Genomic DNA, 17,365 nt, shown 5'->3' on the forward strand with positions numbered 1-17,365 from the left:
CTCGAGGTTAAGCCTAATTATGTTTAACTCGTTAGTCATCATCGCCTAAACGGGCAATTTCTTCACCAAATTCTTTGATATCTTCAAACGAACGATAAACTGAAGCAAAACGAATATAAGCAACTTTATCTAAGCTTTTTAGTTGCTTCATAATAATAGTTCCCAACATTTCACTCGATACTTCCCGCTCACCAGTAGCTCGTAGTTGCGATTTAAGTTTATTAATCGACAATTCCATTTCTTCGGTGCTAACCGGTCTTTTTTCTAAGGCTCGTAATAAGCCACTGCGCATTTTATCTTCGTTGAAAGGTTCACGAGAACCATCACGTTTTATAATGCGCGGCATCACTAACTCAGCACTTTCAAAGGTAGTATACCTTTCATGGCACGCTAAACATTCGCGACGACGGCGGACTTGATGACCATCAGAAACTAAACGAGAGTCGATAACTTTAGTATCGGTGGCTGAACAAAAAGGGCAATACATGGATTAGTTCCACAGTCGTGAGAATTTAATCTCGCTATTTTAATTGAAAATCATTCATTAAGCTAAAAATCTTGCCATTAAAGCGAATTTATACCAAGTTTATTAAGTTTGTTCCCACTCAGAAACTTAGTAAAATTGGTATTAAACCGTTAAATAAAAAATGGCCACTACTGTGGCCATTTTTTATGACTTGCCTTACGTTTAGTAAAGAAGTCGTGATTTATTCACTTTGTTATAACGAATTACTTATAAACAGGAAAACGTGCACAAAGTTCACTTACACCTGCTTGCACTTTAGCAATCACAGCGTCATTGTTAATATCGTCTAAAATATCACAAATCCAACCCGTGATCATTTGAGTTTCTTCAACACCAAAGCCACGACGCGTAATCGCTGGGGTACCTAAACGTAAGCCAGACGTTACAAACGGTGAACGTGGGTCATTTGGTACAGAGTTTTTATTAACGGTGATATGAGCACGACCTAATGCTGCATCAGCATCTTTACCGGTAATGTCTTTATCAATTAGATCAAGTAGTAATAAATGGTTTTCAGTGCCATTTGACACAACTTTATAACCACGCTCTTGTAACACTGCCACCATAGCTTTGGCATTATCTAACACGTTTTGTTGGTAAACTTTAAATTCCGGTGCTAACGCTTCTTTAAATGCTACCGCTTTCGCCGCGATAATGTGCATTAATGGGCCACCTTGGCCACCAGGAAATACCGCACTGTCTAATTTTTTGTAAATTGCTGCGTCGTCACAACCAGAAACAATTAAACCACCACGTGGGCCTGCTAATGTTTTATGAGTTGTTGTCGATACTACGTGTGCGTGTGGCACTGGATTTGGGTATAAACCTGCAGCAACTAAACCGGCAACGTGCGCCATATCAACGAAGAAGTAGGCATCAACTTTATCGGCGATTTCACGCATACGAGCCCAGTCAACTATGCCAGAGAATGCAGAAAAACCACCAATGATCATTTCTGGTTTATGCTCTAATGCTAAACGTTCTAATTCAACATAATCAATATCGCCCGTTTCAGGGTGTAAACCATATTGAATCGCTTCATATGACTTACCAGAAAAGTTGACATGCGAACCATGTGTTAAGTGACCACCGTGAGCCAAGCTCATACCGAGCACTTTGCCGCCAGGCGATACTAACGCTTGGAAAACGGCTGCGTTTGCTTGTGAGCCTGCGTGTGGTTGTACGTTAGCGTAAGTTGCACCAAATAATTCTTTTGCACGGTCAATCGCTAGTTGCTCAGCAACATCAACATATTCACAACCACCGTAATAACGTTTGCCAGGGTAGCCCTCAGCATATTTATTGGTTAGTTGTGAGCCTTGAGCTTCAAGTACACGTGGGCTACAGTAGTTTTCAGAAGCAATAAGTTCAATGTGTTCTTCTTGGCGAACAACTTCATTACTCATTGCTTGATAAAGTTCTGGATCAAAATCAGCAATATTCATATCACGTGTAAACATGTTATATCCTCAAGTAGTCTGCCAATAGCAAGACTTTGGTTGGCGTTAATGCAAAATTAATTGCGGCATATTTTGCCTGAACTTGTAAAGCTTGTACACGGTAAAACCCCGCTCTTTTAGTTCATTTTGCAATCAAATAGTCGTAAAAGTGAGTGAAATAAGTTTTATTATCAGCTTAAATCAACAATTAAAACCAATATACGTTCTAAAAAAAGCAAAAACAACAAATTTAAAACGACATATAGCTGAATATCAAAATTAAATGCTACTTATTTTAAATTAACCGTTCTTTATGCTAATTTAACTTTCACAAGTTGCTGATGCTCTTTCTTACGTTTTCGGTATAAATAATCGACAACAATATAGACAACAAACATCAAGCCATTTGCAATAAGGTAAGCCGGTAAAACGGCTTTAGTACTGGTTTGAGCTAGCGTATAAATAAACCAATTAACTAGCGGCAGAAAAGGTAATAACGAAATTTGGGTAATCCTCATATATTTCATTGACGATTCACAACTGCTAATAGCATTATCAATTGCCTTTTCAGGACTGTCACATAACTGTGACCACGCCGCTACACGAACTTTCATTTCAAAATAAACAAAAGCAACTGACAATAAGCTACCAAAGCCGAGATAAATATTAACTGGCTCGCCCCATTCACCCTGATAAATACCATAAAAAAAGGCAATAAAGATTGCTAAAGTGGCGAGGATATTTAAGACAAAACAAAGTTTCGCACCATAAGTTCTACGACGGGTGCGCTTGACCAAAGTGGCAATATCCGTTTTAGCTGTTGGTTGTGCTTGCCAATCTTGTGTTAATTCAGCCCAGGTATCATCAAGCACTTTATTTGATTCAGGGCGGCTGTCTTTTTTTCGCATAATCAGTGTTGTAGACTCAAGTTTGTCTTGTATTTGCTCACTTTCAGTTGCCATCTTAATTTTATCATTCTCTTCGCTCATACGGCCTCCAATAACTGCATTAACGCAGTTTTTGCTCGTTGTAACCTTACGCCGACTAAATTTACTGTAATCGCTAACACATCAGCTATTTCTTGATAACTCATGCCTTCTAGTGCCAAAGTGATCACTTGTTGCTGTTCAAGTGTTAAACGACGAATAGCTTGAGCAAGTCGCTGTTGCCTTTGTTGTTGATCTAATGACTGATAAGGGTTAGGTTGCTGGCATTGCTGTTCATCTTGAAGAGGCGATAATTCTTGCTCTGACTCTGTTTTCACTGTTTTTACCGCCTTAGCAACATGTGTTGCTAATACGTTATGGGCGATACGTGCAATGAAAGTTTTAACCGCAGCATCAGCTCTAAAGCTTGGTAATGCTTGCCAAATATTTAATGCTATTTCTTGAAATAGCTCTTCTTGAATCGCAGGTTTAGCTTCAAAGCCATTAATAATATGACGTAACAGTTTCTCATGTTCAGAAACCCATTTGATAAATAGTTTTTGATTGCTCAATGAATAACCCAGTTGATGTTGAGCTGTTTTAAAAACAGTCTTTTTTGAGTCGCTCAATTCTACTGAGTTATTCATTTTATTCAATCCTAGCATTCATTCACTATTGCTAACTTAACGACATCACTACTTTTTCAGAGGTTAAACGTTTTGCCAAAATTAACACTAACGCCACTGTTAAGACGATGGTAGCAACACTGGTAAATAACAAGGCACTCCAATCGATAGGTAAACCTTTAAAAACATCTTCCATTAATAATGATTGGCCGGAAATCGGCAACCATTCAACCCAAGCAGGTTTATCATCCATCATCATCAGTGCAAAAGGAATAAAGCTTGGTGCCATAATCAACATAGTTACCGTTGATTGCGCCTCTTTAAAACTCTTCGCCTGAAAGGCAAACAGAAGCTGTAATGAAGCAGCAAGGAAGCAAATAGGCACTAACAGCAATAATAAAATCGCAAAAGTACTGGCATCAATACTGAAAGTGGCACCTATTTTTGTCAGATCAACAAAGTTCATCGCAACCGAAGTTAACACCAACATTAAAATAATAGAGATAATCGCAATAGAGCTGGCACAACTGAGTTTAGCAAGCACTATTTTTAAGGTACTTACCGGCTGGCACAGTAACATTTCCAGCACATTACGTTCACGCTCACCGGCACTAGAGTCAATAGCAACCGGTAAACCCGACATAAATGCTGCCATCATGAGATAAACACCTAAAATTAATGAGATCATTACCGCATTACTACTTGGTAAAGAGGTATCTTGTTCAAGCAGTTTGATCGGTTGCAGCAACTTGATATCAACCCCACGCACCAATAAGCGCTTATAGCCAATGGTGAGTGAGTGCTCTCTAATAATGTCTTTAATGCGACGAATAGGTGACGATAACGACTTCTCGTTATAATCGGCTCGTAAGGTTAGCTCTATCGGTTTACCTGCCGCCATATCAGCAACAAAAGTATCAGGAATGGAGAGCGCAATATTGCGCTCATTCCAGTTACGTTCTTCATCTTCAGGTACATCAGCAAAAGAGAGAATATTTTCATCTTGCAACGCTTTGATAAGCTTGGGGGCATGTTGCTCACCGGTATATTTCACATATACCGCAGGGTTATCAACCGCCTCTTTAATGGCTACTTTTAACATCACCATGATCATCACTGGCATTAATAACGCCATGCTCATTGCCACCATTAACGCACGTCGATCACGAAAGGCTTCTTTAAACTCTTTTACCATTAAGGCTTGTAATTGCATCATGCCGCTACTCCTTCATCTGAGCCGATCAATTTAACGAAGGCTTCTTCCAATAACTTCTCTCCGGCTAGATCACATAATTCTTGTGGTGTTCCTTGCGCAGCTAACTTGCCATTAGAGACAATAATCACGCGATCACAAAGTGCTGCCACTTCTTGCATAACATGTGAGGAAAATAAAATGCAGTGGCCTTTTGCTTTGAATTTAGCTAAATGATTACGCAAAATTCGTGTGCTCATCACGTCTAAACCACGTGTTGGTTCATCCAAAACAAAGTTTTTTGGTTGATGTACCAACGCTTGGGCTAGTGTCACTTTCATGCGCTGCCCCTGAGAAAAACCTACTGTTTTACGATGCGCTAACTCAGTCATCTCAAGATCATTGAGAATTTGCTCAATAGCTGCATGTTTATTGGCGCCTTTCATACCATGAATACTGGCAAAATAATCAATTTGTTCATAAGCGGTTAACCGCTCGTATAAGCCAAATTTATCAGGAAAAATACCTAATAATTTTCTCGCTTTAATCGGTTCTTCAGTGACTTTAATACCGTCAATAGTGGCGTAACCTTCATCAGCACGTAGTAAGCCATAGAGTGTGCGTAAACAAGTGGTTTTTCCGGCACCGTTTGGGCCTAATATGCCGGTAATTTCGCCATCTTTTGCGGTAAATGATAAGCCATCTAGCGCTTTAACAGTGTTTTTCTTGCTGACAAAACTTTTATGTAAATTATTAACTTCAATCATTATCTATTCCTTTACTTTTACTGGCGTAGTTACCGGTGCTGCTCCACCATTTAAGCCCAGCATAAATGATTCATCAGGAATGTCTGCTAAGCACGATTCATCAAGATCTTTTGGTGTTTGTAGCGCTAAAAATTCATTTACAATGCTGATGCCACAAGTTGTTGAAGCAACAATATGAGCATTATTTTTAGCAATAATATGATGGCTATTCGGTAAATTTTTATCGGATTTTTCGCCATTACTTGCTGGCGTAACAGGATCTAAAGCACCTGACATGATCAGTGTTGGAATATCGGCCGTTACTGTCTGATAAAAATTAGCACTGGGTTGATACTTTGGCCAAGCAGCACAAGCTTTACCAACCATGTCTAAACTCATGCCTTTCGCAAAGTTATTTTCGGCATCTGCGGCTCTCATACTACCAGTGATTTTAGGAAAATCTTCATTACAAACAATATTAAAGTGCAAACCAATATAGATACCCATGCCACCTTCGCCTTGAGCAATAAGCCCCGCCAACGGCTTATAATCACCTAAATAAGCCTGATGAATTAACAGCGGTACCAAACTACGTGTTTGCATGGAATACAATTGCATTTGTATGGTTGAGATAAACTTTTCTTTACTGATGGTAAATTCAATATCAGTACCGAGTCTGGGGTGCGCAATGTTTACTGTCACAGGCGCAAGTGACAACTTAGCACTGACCTTGGCAAACTCTTTTGCCAAGTCAGGATATTGTTTGGCACACTTATCATCATTTTGACAATTGTTAAGTAATTTAACAAAAGATTGCTCTGCACTTTTCCCAAATAAGCCAATAGGTACTTCAATAGGACCAACACTATCAAGCACGACACTTTTTATTGATGTTGGAAACATGCGCATATAAACCAAGCCCGCACGTGTACCATAAGAGCCGCCATAGATATGCACCTGTTCGTGACCTAAAGCTTGACGAACTGCGTCGAAATCTCGAATAGAGTTTTCTGAGGTATATTGGCTAAGGTCACCACTAAGTTGCGATAAGCATTCTTCGATATCTGTTACTGAAAAGTCTTCAGGAATACTGGTGTAGGGGTCAATGTCTAACGGTTCTTCGCATTGTAACGGATGCGATTTACCCGTGCCTCGCTGATCAATCAATAATAAATCACGGGTTTTTCTAATCTCGTTAAAGCCGGTATAGATTTGCCCAGAAAGCTCTGTTGCAGCTTGACCTGGCCCACCAGCTAAAAACATTAGCGGCTGTTTTTCTTTGCTATTATCTATCGCCGGTAATACAACAAAATTAATATTAATTTTTGCACCATCGGCTTTTGCATAATTTTCTGGCACGACTAAAGTGCCGCACTGCACTTGTTGACGAATGCCTTTTACATGGCAACTTTCTAAGGTGAGTTGTTGATTTAAAGCACTTTCAGCAAGGCTACTATGGCTGAGCCCCGCTACTGAAATAAATAAACTCGTGGTAAATAAATTTTTCCAAGCTATTTTCATTTTATCCTCCTTTTAAAACATTGATTGCTTAGTCTCAACATTTACAAATTTATTACATTTATTTTTAAACTATTTAGAATCGACTTGTTTTAGTAGCTAACTAATTGAAATAACGCAAGCTATTGATAAATTATACTAAGTCTTTTTTTGTTAAAGTTAACCTTGCTAAGCCTATGATGTAGTGGTGAATAGCTACTTTTATCATCAGTGTTGATACCGTTAAATATCAGCTAACTAAAGCCTTAGCTAGCAAAAAACTCGTGTTAGGCTGTAAAAAGCTATATTTACGCCAAATAACATAATTAATCATTCACATATGCTGCAAATAACGATAAAGTCAGCAGTAGATATATTTCGCCAAAAAGAGGATAACTGATGGAATTAAATCAGTGGGTTGATGAACTATTTGAAGTTTTTGATGAAGACAAAGATGGCGTAATCAATAGAAGTGAATTCGTAGAATTGATTGACTGCTTATTGCAAGACAAAGGCATTCGTATGTGTGAAACCATTTTTAATCGTTTTGATAAAAATCATGATAACTCGATCTCCAAAGATGAATTACGTGAAATGGTTATTGATCTCGCCTTGTAATCATACAAACACAGTTAGCGTGCCCTTATTTGCGTTTATATCCGGTAAAATCTCACCGTTTTATAAACGCAAAAATTATTTCTACTTTAGGAATAAACCATCATCAAGGCTAGCTATTAGCTTCAGTGGCTAATATTCACTACCGTATTCCCAATGCAACACTTCTTTTATTATTCCCCAGCAAGCCATTGCTAAAGCAATTCTATAGCTGCAAAAGTTTACTCACAGAAACTGATTGACCTAGACTCCTGCTAGGTCAGCTTACCAAAGTACAAAGGTCAGACCTCTAGTATTCTAATGCACAGTTTGCTACCATAAACAGCGTACACATGTACACTGAAATAGGAATCTTAAGGTGCAAACTCAAGACTACGGCTTAGCAGAAGAAATTATCAATGCGATCAGTCACGGATTAGCAGCATTACTTAGTGTTGCCGGCTTAACGCTTTTAGTTACTTTAGCTTGGTTACAAGCTGATATCACTAAAGTGATCAGTTTTAGTATCTATGGCGCTAGTTTAGTTTTACTGTTTAGCGCTTCAACCCTTTATCATGCTTTATTACATGACAAAGCCAAAAGAATATTTAAGCTACTTGATCATTGCGCAATTTATTTATTAATTGCCGGTACATACACACCACTGATGCTAGTTACATTAGCTGATGACGTTGGCTATATAATATTGAGCATTATCTGGGGCCTTGCTCTGTCAGGCATTGCTTTTAAAATTAAATTTGGCAATAAGTATAAAAAATTGTCATTAGCTACCTATCTTGGCTTGGGCTTAATTTCTTTAATATTTATTGATAAGCTCAATGTTAAGCTTGCTGCTGAGGGGATATTCTTACTCGCCTTAGGCGGTATTATTTATGGTTTAGGGACGATTTTTTATATCAGAAAGAATAAACAATATAGCCATGCTATTTGGCACTTATTTGTTTTTATGGCCGCTCTTTGTCACTTTTTCATGATGTTTTTCTACGTGCTTTAATATACTTAACCCCAGTTTGGCTTAAGCTACTTTACTCACTTTTTATCTGCTGATTAACATAATGCTCGAATATCGCCAGTGTTTGAGCAAAGCTTTTTTGTCCTAAACCTAAACGAAAATAATTTCCCTGCAAGCCGAACAACTCACTTGGCAAGGCTAATATACCGGTTTTTTTTTTACCAGCCTATTTGACCAAGCCATCATAGAAGCAATATTTTTAACTTCAACTAACGCTAATATGCCCGCTTGCGGTGGATGCCAACTGAATGCTTGCTTATAGCGGTTGATAAAAGCAGAAAACAAAGCAATATTATCGCGAATAATAACATTGTTAGTCGCTATAATTTCATGGCTATATTGTAGTGCTATGCTGGCTAAATTTTCATCTATTTTTGAGCAACAAATAGAGCTCATGGCTTTAATTGCCAGTAAACTATTCAGTAAAGTGTCATCGGGTGTTACTGCCCAACCAATGCGCACACCGGCTAAGCCTAAGCTTTTTGACATAACACCAACAATGATACTTTTTGAGTAATCAAGATAGCGATGAGCCAAGGCTAAATCATGGTAATTACTGGCTTGGGATACATCATCACTCAATAAATAGCATTGATATTGCTCAGCCAGTTGTAATACTTGCTCAGCCAATGCACTATCAATAATGCTACCGGTTGGATTATGTGGTGAGTTAAGGACGATCAAACGAGTTTTTTCCGTCATCAAGCGGCTAAAATCTTCAATATGAACTTGCCAATGATTATCAGCACACAGTGCTATTTCTTTAACAACCACGCCCATGGTTTTTGCCATAGTAACCAAAGATGGGTAACTCGGTGTCAGTACGATAATTTCATCATCAGCATCTAACAACGCTTGATAAACCGCCGACAATGCTTCTTGTGCTCCACAGAAAGTTACCGCATTATCAGCCTCAAGTGTTTGGCGATGACAATTTAACCCTTGATGAAAATTAATAATTAATTGGCGCAGCAATACATCACCTTGTACCGGAGAGTAACTTAGCAGTATGCTATTCAGCTCATCCACTGAGAATGCGCATAATTGCTCATAAGTCAAAGCGTGCGCAGTCGAATCACTGAAATTAAATTTGATGTGATCTGCCAAACCTCGAGTATAAGCAATATGCTTGGGCAATAAATATTTCGGCATAAGCTATTTTGCTCGCCATGCCGTAAGCTGGCAGTGTGATAAATTAAAGCTACGTACTGAATCAGCTAATACACGAGAGAGTTCTTGCTGACTAACCAAGTCAAAATCGCTGCTAAGTTGCTGGTTCAAAGCATCAAAGCCAGATAAATTTTCACCATTAACTTTTATACCGCTCAGCCATTTACTTTTTTCTGTTATCTTTGCTTGATAATAGTAATCAGAAATAACGATCAATAAGCCTGACGGGTTAAGTCGACTAACCGCATTCGATAATAAACGTTTAGGATCATAGCTTTGCTCTAGTGCATGCTGAACTAAAACCACATCGTAGTGATTAAAGTGCTGTTTTAGATTACCTCCATCGCCTTGGCTAAATAATATCCGCTCGCCCTTAACTTGTTCGACGAAATCTGCCAATGTAACTTCATGGTATTGACAAATTTCACCTTCAATGGTGCTGGTATAGCGCACACTAGCACCCGTTTGTAATTGCACACCATGTTGAATAGTGCGAGCCGAAAAATCAACAGCATCTATATGTTGAAAATACTGACTAAGCTCAAATGCCACTCGGCCAACACTGCAACCTAAATTAAGTAAACGTTCAGTCATTAAACCTTGGCTGACAATTAAATTTACCACCTGTTTTGCTATTTGCTGTCCGTAGTTCTCATAACCCAATAACTCCTGACCAAAGTAGCAAGCAAGTTGTTGGCAAATATCTTGACTAGTTTCAAACTTATTAAACGCTACCTCTGGCAATGCAGAGTCTTTACTCTCGATATATCTAAAGCCGGCATGTTGATAAAAATGTCGACGAAAAGCGTAGCGCGAAGCCGCTAAGGTTTCATTTCCAGTTGAGATCCAAGAGCCACCTTTGATCAAGTTATGTTTACCATCAAAGGTCGGCGTAGAAAAATCATCGTACAATGGATGGACGCTAAAACCTTCAAAACCATCAATCGCTGACTCAGTCCACTGCCAAACATTACCGATAACATCAAAAAAATCACCTTGCTGATGACGATTTACCGGACATGATGACGCATTATAGGCTAAATCAATATTACCTGGCACTTCTGGCCATTGGTGTTGATCACCACTGACATGATCGCGAAGACAGTACCATTCAGCTTCGGTAGGTAAGCGGATAAAGCCAGTTGTACTCGCTTGTCGCCATTGACAAAATGCCTTAGCTTCCAAGCAATTTACTTCTACTGGCCAATCTAACGGTAATGGCATTTCGTGGAGTAAATTTCGCTGATAGTATTTACCGTCATGTTGACGCCAAAATTTAGGCATAGCCGCTTTGGTAAACGCTAACCATGCTTGTCCTTCTTGACACCAAAACTCTGTTAACTGATAACCACCAGCCTCGACAAAGCCAAGATACTCTTGATTCGAGACTAAATATTTAGCAGCACTAAAATCATCGATGTCAACTACCTGCTGGCCATATTCATTATCCCAACCATAGGTATTATCTTGAGGCTTTTTACCTAATGTTAAGTTACGTGCTCTTACTGGTACTAATGCATTTTCAGGCGCAGCGGTTGACTGTAAACAAGGTTGCCATTGTTCATCGGCACTTAACAAGTTCAGCGGTAGCATGCGCATGATAACTGATGAGGTTTCAAGGTGAATCCGTTCGTGTTCACAACCCATTAAAATAATCCAAGCTAGTGAGTCTTGCGTTATCGGTAAACTCAACTCCATAGTTTCAATCAAGCTTAATACTAAGTGATAAACTTCTTGTCGGTAATCACGCACCTCATCAACACTGGGCCAGTCATAATGCTCACTATCAAGATCATCCCAGCTCATTTCATCAACACCAACGGCACAAATAGCTTCTAACCTACTGTTAATGCGTTGCTTGATATATTTACCAAGAATAAGTTTATTGACATAAAAGGTTGCAGTATGGCCAAAGTAAAACACCAACGGGTGCCGTAAAGGCTCAGGACGGAGAAAATAAGCATCGTCGTGGTTAATCAAGGAAAATAAGGACTGATAAGTCGACCACGTATTTTTAAAATATGCGATGAGCTCTTGTCGCTTTTCTGCTACCGAGTTGCCATCAAGTGTTGGCGTATTTAATTGCTTTATCATCTACTTTTCACTAGCTATTATTGTGATCTGAATTTCATTTCAACTTTAGCTGTATTAAATAATAATACTAGGCTGTTGAAATTGTGTTAAATAATTTTGTTTTACTTGTTGGCCAATGCTTAATTCTGCTGCCATGTCAGTATCAGTTTGTACCCTGTTCAGAGTTCTATCTATGCTTTCGCTGAACCAGTTATTATTAGCAAACAATGTTATTGCCCCCTGTTCAGTTTGCTGATCATAGAGCGAGCGAGGCAATTGGTTACTTAGCTCCTGCGCTGATGGCTGGTCATGTTTTATCTCATCAATAGTGTCAATGACATTTAATAAAGTATAAATAACATTCAAGTAAGGATTATAATGCTCACTCGATGCGCCAAGCCTGTGTTCTATACGCGCTGTTTTATGCCAATTCTCATGACTGACGATAACATTATTTTTATCATCATAAATCACTGGCTCCATACCCATTTTTTGATTGTGCTTACCGATATCTCGATAAAGTGCAATACTGCCTTGATGACCACCAGAAATATCTACAGGTGAGCATAATTCATCTGCCAAACCATATTTTGATTTTAACAGTAAACGCTCAAAAGCCTCTTCTTCAGGTAAATATAGTAAGCAGCACGCCAAACTTGTCTGCAATAAAGCTTGCTGCAACCGTTCAGCAAAATCACCAGCAACCAGTAAATTATTCCCTGCTAGATCTTGCACGCTAACGTTGATTTGCACCGCATTAGGTATATGAACAGCACGGTTATCGGCACTAAAAACATTTTCGCACCCTAAGGCTAACTTACCGTAATCGCCAGCCCAAACTACGGGTTTGATCAAAGTATTTGTCACCCCCTGGGTGGCAAAAATTTTAGGTAATAAGTACAGCGCTTGCTTGAGGTTATGCGCTTCTTTTAATGGACTTTGACCATTAAAAAGTGAAACATACTCCCACTGGTTACTCCAATACTCTGCAACGACTTCACCATCAACACCAAGGCTTAGTAATTTCTGGTTGACCTTTTTATAATCTATACGTTTACCTAGTGGTATTTGATAACAACCTTCTAATTCAAAGTGAATTAATGCCCGAAATCCTCGCTGATGAATGTAATCTTGCAACTGAGAAATTACAGTGATTTCGAGCTGAGTAAAACTAGTCATAATAAGCACGTGCTTGAATTTTTATCTTGGGTGTAATGCTGAATAATAACAGACCTTGTATCTTGATTATTAATTTCTAGTTACTGTCATAGGATTAATTTATTAAGCGATTAAGCAAAATTTATCTATTTGTCTATATACGCAACTAAGAGCATTTAGGATTAAAAAATTTTAATTTGATTTTTACCGAAGTGCTTGGCTTGATATAGTGCTTGATCAGCATTGATATAGAGTTGATTAATATCACGACATTGTGCTGATAGCGTCGCGATGCCAATACTAACAGTTACGTTATCTTGATGACCTTTGACCACTGTAGACTGGTTAATTGCAGATAAAAAACGTTCCGCAATTTTCTTTGCAGTGGTAACGTCTGTTCGGGGTAGAATACACATAAACTCTTCACCGCCAATACGGCCGAAAATATCATCCTGACGAAAAATTTCACTACCGATTTCTGCCACCTGACAAATAACATCATCACCAACAGGATGGCCATATTTATCATTTATTTTTTTGAAATCATCAATATCGATTAAAATAATCGACATTTGGATTTTTTCTGATGCATCGGCTAGTGCCGCCTTATCTAGATAATCAAAAATATAACGACGATTAAACAAACCAGATAAGGGATCCTTTATCGTTAATAAGTGCATTTTTCTATTACTACGGTATTGTGCAATAATTACAATCAGCACAATTAAGCTGCCGCAAGTAATAAAAACGGTAAAATAAATATCTTGAGTTGTGTTACTTTGCTGCTTTTCTAGCTCGAGTGATTCTACTTGTAGGTGTTCTGCTGTCAATGCTTGCGCAATTTTTTGGCGCTCAACTTCCAAGCTAGCTCTTACTTTTAGCAACCTTTTCGAGGAGTTTTTTAATAATAGCTCAGTGTACTGGCGATAATACTGCTCAAGCATACTATAACCAATATCATACTCGCCGCGAGCATGGGTTAATTCAGCTGATATTTTTAGCACTTCTAGTTGCCAGTTTGTTCCTATAAGTTCAGGAATATCAGCAAAAATTAGAGCCGCGCTATCAAGTGCCTTTTCCGCTTCTTCAAAGCGGCCTAGGGTAATTAAGCAACTCGCTTTACGTTTATATAACTCCGCGTTGTAGTCAACAATACCTTTTAAGGTCAAGGCCTTATCTATAACGTTAATAGCAGCAAGACAGTCACCTTGCTCTGCCAACGTCATACCTATGCCATAAGCAGAAAAGAAACTAATATTTGAGTTAGGAGTATAAGCAATCTGCTGTTGATATTTTTCAAAATACTCTATGGCTAATTGATATTTCCCCCAGTAACGATACGTTGATGCCAAGCCATAAATAGCCTCTGCTATATGTGCTGGATATTGCAAGTTTTGATAAGCCTCAAGTGCTCTTTGATAATACTCAATTGACTTTTTATAGTCCTGTAAATAACCATAAATAGCACCATAGGTTTCATTTATTGAGGCGATTAAAAACTGATCTTTCAACGCGAAGGCTTCAACATAAGCTTCTTGGATATCAATTAAGGAAGTCTCAAATAGCTCTGTCAGGGTTTTTGTATAGGCAAGCTCTTGTTTTCCATAAACATATAAACTACTTAACTGAGCTTCCTTAGCTTGTATTAAGGCTTTAGCAAGTGATTCTTGAGAACGATTATAATCTCCTTGTCGTCGCTCAATAAGACCTTGAAATAAACTTAGACGCGCTTGAATAGCTAAAGGAGTACTTGTGGTCACTAAATTGTTAGCCTGCTTAACTGAGCGGCTAAAATCATCATAAAAGTAAATTAAATTTTCGGCTTGAGCTTTACGTAATAACCACCATAAGTAATGCAACTCATCGTAAGATTTAGCTTCTAACTGCAAACCAATCAATTTTTGGTAGGACAACCATGGCTCAAGATAGATCTCATGATCCATGTCGATGAAATTTACGTGCTTATCCGCCAGTGTTGTTAGAGGAAAACTTAACAAGAGTATGATTAAAGTTACATAACAGGCTTGTAAAGCTTTTGTCATAGTGTATCCGTAGTGGGAATCCATTCAAACTTAGTCTTACGCTAGCACAAAAAAAATCAAGAAACGACTAAAAATCATCTACCTGCTCAAAAACATAATTAGCACCAAACCTATTAAGTTTGTTCCCACTTCAGCGCTTACAAGTGTTTTGATAAGGTTCTCACAGGGGTGTGAGTCATTAGAACAACGCAGGAGCAGTTGTCGAGAACAACCCTTATCTTCAATCAATGCCTTGCGCATGGATGTAGGTACTTAGGTTCAGTCTGGAACTATGAACCTGTGCCGCTAAAGCTTTTAAATCTTACTGAGTGGGAAGAAACTTAGTAGCATTGGTATTATTAGGCTAACCAGCCATGAAGAGATAGCTCTAGTAGCCTTTATACAGTTGATTGAAGTTTTTTATATTGAAACCATTCAGTACTTGATCTCCGATTTTCAATACAGGTACGCCGCGTAAGTTTAATTTAGAAAATTCTTTTTGCCCAGCCGCGGTTTTAATATTACATAAACGAAAAGGGATATTCTTCTCTTCGAGGTAGCGCTTGGCCGTTTGACAATGAGGGCAATTACTCATGGTATAGAGAATGACACGTTTCATAAGATGGAGCTTGGGTTGTTAACTTTATTTGATTATCGCACAGCCCAAAGCATAAATAACTATTGTCATAGCTTATTTTTAATAAGCTATGACAACTAAATGGCTTGCCATTGTTGGCTTACTAAAACACTATCACCAGTTCGTACTTGTCCTTCAAAAACATCACCAGCGACTACTTCACCAACACCTGCTGGCGTACCTGTCATAATGATATCGCCATCTTCTAATTCAATAAAAGATTGTATTTCTTTTAATATCGCTTGTGGTGAATACAGCATCATGGCAACAGTCCCTGTTTGTCGAGACTCACCATTAATAGATAGCTCTAGTGCCAACTCATCATCAATAGTAGCTAGCGTGACAAAATGACTAAAAAGCGCAGAATCTGTGAAAGCCTTAGCACGCTCCCACGGCAAGCCTTTTGCTTTCAACTGAGACTGCAATGCCCGCTTAGTAAGATCTAAACCGATAGCAACAGCAGAGAAACAGCCTTGCTGATAGAGAAAACAAAGTTCGGCTTCATAATGTAATGTCTCTTGGTGATACGAGCGTAGTTGATGGCCTATGGCGCTATTAGGCTTAAGAAATATCACCATATCATCAGGCACTTCATTGCCTAATTCACTGATATGATTAACATAATTCCTCCCAACACAAATAATCTTTGAGGGAATGGTATAACCGCTATCAACTTTAACCGACTTCATCATTACGCCTTGCAAATAAGTGAAGTAAATATTCTAAAACAAAATAAGCTTCATTTGCTACGCTTTCACTAACTTTAATTCTGGTTTAGTGCAATTCATTGCTGGCACTTTCACTGTATCAGAGACTTTACGTTGTTGCTTAAAACGGTCGAAACTTACATTTTTCAAGCCTAATTGTTGAGTCATCTTGACAAATGTTTGGTAGTCTTCACGAGTAAAATCATCATCTTCTCTGGTAAGTAAACCGTCGATATAAGCACTATCACCATTTAAGGAAAAATTAGCGATAGCTGAATAAGGTTTACCAAAATCATCAACACGGATTGCGCGTACAGATTTAACTTCAAAAATCCATTTATCAATTTGAACATAGCGAGATAGAGTGTCATTAGATGATTGATTATTCATGAGGGGGCCTTAAATTCAGTATAAAAAGGCCGACTGTTTGGCTGGGAACGAATGCTTACAGTCGGCAATAAATGGTGCGATTAATTCGCAAAGTTTAATATCTAGGTTAATGATTTTTCATTGTTTTTAGGTACAAGTTGTATTCTTGCTCGCTAATTTCTTTATCACCATTAGCATCAAGTTGAGCAAAAATTTGGCTTAATTTTTCATTTTTAGCTAACTCTTTATCACTTAAAGTATTATTTTTATCGGCATCATAATCGGTGATTAATTGAGAAAAAGAAGACATTGGCTGCTCTACTTTTGGTAGCGCTTCATTCATATCACTGTTAGCAAAAACAAGGTTTGATGCCAGTGATGCAACAACAACAGTAATTGATAGTTTTTTTAAGCTAATATTTTTCATGTTTGAATCCTTCAGATTAATTAAATAGCACATCAACAAATATGCCGACCATGGCGAGTGCCACATACAATCAGGATATAGCACAGGTCATGCCAATAACATAAGCCGTTGATTAAAAAGAATTAATTTAAAACACCACACCAAAAAGTGTCTCCTATTAACTACAATTTATAGCGTTAATAATTTATTACTGGCAAGCAGGAACATAAAAATCTTATAATTTA

The 17,365-nt window shown here is 38.3% G+C and carries 17 protein-coding genes; 2 read left to right on the forward strand and 15 right to left on the reverse strand.

Going from position 1 to position 17,365, the window contains the following annotated elements; genetic code table 11:
• Positions 1-31 precede the first annotated feature (31 nt).
• The 7 genes from nrdR to FGD67_RS08565 form a co-directional block, all read right to left on the reverse strand.
• Positions 32-487: a transcriptional regulator NrdR gene (gene nrdR / locus FGD67_RS08535; RefSeq protein ID WP_077286232.1), complete on the reverse strand. Its 456-nt coding sequence runs from the start codon at positions 485-487 to the stop codon at positions 32-34.
• 242 nt (positions 488-729) lie between these two features.
• Positions 730-1,986, reverse strand: coding sequence for a serine hydroxymethyltransferase (gene glyA, locus FGD67_RS08540; RefSeq protein ID WP_257174612.1), 1,257 nt, complete (start codon positions 1,984-1,986; stop codon positions 730-732).
• A gap of 290 nt (positions 1,987-2,276) precedes the next feature.
• Positions 2,277-2,954 carry a hypothetical protein gene (locus tag FGD67_RS08545; RefSeq protein WP_257174613.1) on the reverse strand — a complete coding sequence of 226 codons (678 nt, stop codon included), beginning with the start codon at positions 2,952-2,954 and terminating at the stop codon, positions 2,277-2,279.
• A complete protein-coding gene (locus FGD67_RS08550; protein WP_257174614.1) occupies positions 2,951-3,538 on the reverse strand; it encodes an RNA polymerase sigma factor in 588 nt (195 codons plus the stop codon). The genes FGD67_RS08545 and FGD67_RS08550 overlap by 4 nt, the downstream gene beginning before the upstream one ends.
• 31 nt (positions 3,539-3,569) lie before the next feature.
• Positions 3,570-4,733: an ABC transporter permease gene (locus tag FGD67_RS08555; protein WP_257174615.1), complete on the reverse strand. Its 1,164-nt coding sequence runs from the start codon at positions 4,731-4,733 to the stop codon at positions 3,570-3,572.
• The gene (locus FGD67_RS08560) at positions 4,730-5,476 is read right to left on the reverse strand and encodes an ATP-binding cassette domain-containing protein (RefSeq protein ID WP_257174616.1); all 747 of its coding nucleotides are present in this window, start codon (positions 5,474-5,476) and stop codon (positions 4,730-4,732) included. Before FGD67_RS08560 ends, FGD67_RS08555 begins: the two co-directional genes overlap by 4 nt.
• 3 nt (positions 5,477-5,479) lie before the next feature.
• Positions 5,480-6,976: an alpha/beta hydrolase gene (locus FGD67_RS08565; RefSeq protein ID WP_257174617.1), complete on the reverse strand. Its 1,497-nt coding sequence runs from the start codon at positions 6,974-6,976 to the stop codon at positions 5,480-5,482.
• A gap of 375 nt (positions 6,977-7,351) precedes the next feature.
• On the opposite strand from FGD67_RS08565, the gene FGD67_RS08570 reads away from it, so the two are divergent.
• A complete protein-coding gene (locus FGD67_RS08570; RefSeq protein WP_077286225.1) occupies positions 7,352-7,570 on the forward strand; it encodes an EF-hand domain-containing protein in 219 nt (72 codons plus the stop codon).
• A 355-nt stretch (positions 7,571-7,925) separates the two neighbouring features.
• Positions 7,926-8,561, forward strand: coding sequence for a hemolysin III family protein (locus FGD67_RS08575; protein ID WP_257174618.1), 636 nt, complete (start codon positions 7,926-7,928; stop codon positions 8,559-8,561).
• Positions 8,562-8,717: 156 nt separating this feature from the next.
• Here FGD67_RS08575 and FGD67_RS08580 read toward each other — a convergent pair whose 3' ends face one another.
• The 8 genes from FGD67_RS08580 to FGD67_RS08615 form a co-directional block, all read right to left on the reverse strand.
• Positions 8,718-9,731 (reverse strand): pyridoxal phosphate-dependent aminotransferase, encoded by a 1,014-nt coding sequence (locus FGD67_RS08580; RefSeq protein WP_257174619.1) that lies wholly within the window; start codon positions 9,729-9,731, stop codon positions 8,718-8,720.
• Between the two features lie 3 nt (positions 9,732-9,734).
• Positions 9,735-11,843, reverse strand: coding sequence for a 5-histidylcysteine sulfoxide synthase (ovoA, locus tag FGD67_RS08585; RefSeq protein ID WP_257174620.1), 2,109 nt, complete (start codon positions 11,841-11,843; stop codon positions 9,735-9,737).
• Positions 11,844-11,897: 54 nt separating this feature from the next.
• Positions 11,898-13,001, reverse strand: a complete 1,104-nt coding sequence (locus tag FGD67_RS08590) for a hypothetical protein (RefSeq protein ID WP_257174621.1) — start codon at positions 12,999-13,001, stop codon at positions 11,898-11,900.
• Between the two features lie 161 nt (positions 13,002-13,162).
• Positions 13,163-15,022: a diguanylate cyclase gene (locus FGD67_RS08595; protein ID WP_257174622.1), complete on the reverse strand. Its 1,860-nt coding sequence runs from the start codon at positions 15,020-15,022 to the stop codon at positions 13,163-13,165.
• Between the two features lie 367 nt (positions 15,023-15,389).
• Positions 15,390-15,620 carry a glutaredoxin family protein gene (locus tag FGD67_RS08600; protein ID WP_257174623.1) on the reverse strand — a complete coding sequence of 77 codons (231 nt, stop codon included), beginning with the start codon at positions 15,618-15,620 and terminating at the stop codon, positions 15,390-15,392.
• A 95-nt stretch (positions 15,621-15,715) separates the two neighbouring features.
• Complete coding sequence (locus tag FGD67_RS08605) at positions 15,716-16,327, reverse strand: fumarylacetoacetate hydrolase family protein (protein ID WP_257174624.1); 612 nt, start codon at positions 16,325-16,327, stop codon at positions 15,716-15,718.
• A gap of 57 nt (positions 16,328-16,384) precedes the next feature.
• Positions 16,385-16,735 carry a hypothetical protein gene (locus FGD67_RS08610; protein WP_257174625.1) on the reverse strand — a complete coding sequence of 117 codons (351 nt, stop codon included), beginning with the start codon at positions 16,733-16,735 and terminating at the stop codon, positions 16,385-16,387.
• Positions 16,736-16,841: 106 nt separating this feature from the next.
• Positions 16,842-17,141, reverse strand: coding sequence for a hypothetical protein (locus FGD67_RS08615; RefSeq protein ID WP_257174626.1), 300 nt, complete (start codon positions 17,139-17,141; stop codon positions 16,842-16,844).
• Between the last annotated feature and the right edge of the window lie 224 nt (positions 17,142-17,365).

It is taken from the genome of Colwellia sp. M166, assembly GCF_024585285.1.
In the GTDB taxonomy this organism is placed as follows: domain Bacteria; phylum Pseudomonadota; class Gammaproteobacteria; order Enterobacterales; family Alteromonadaceae; genus Cognaticolwellia.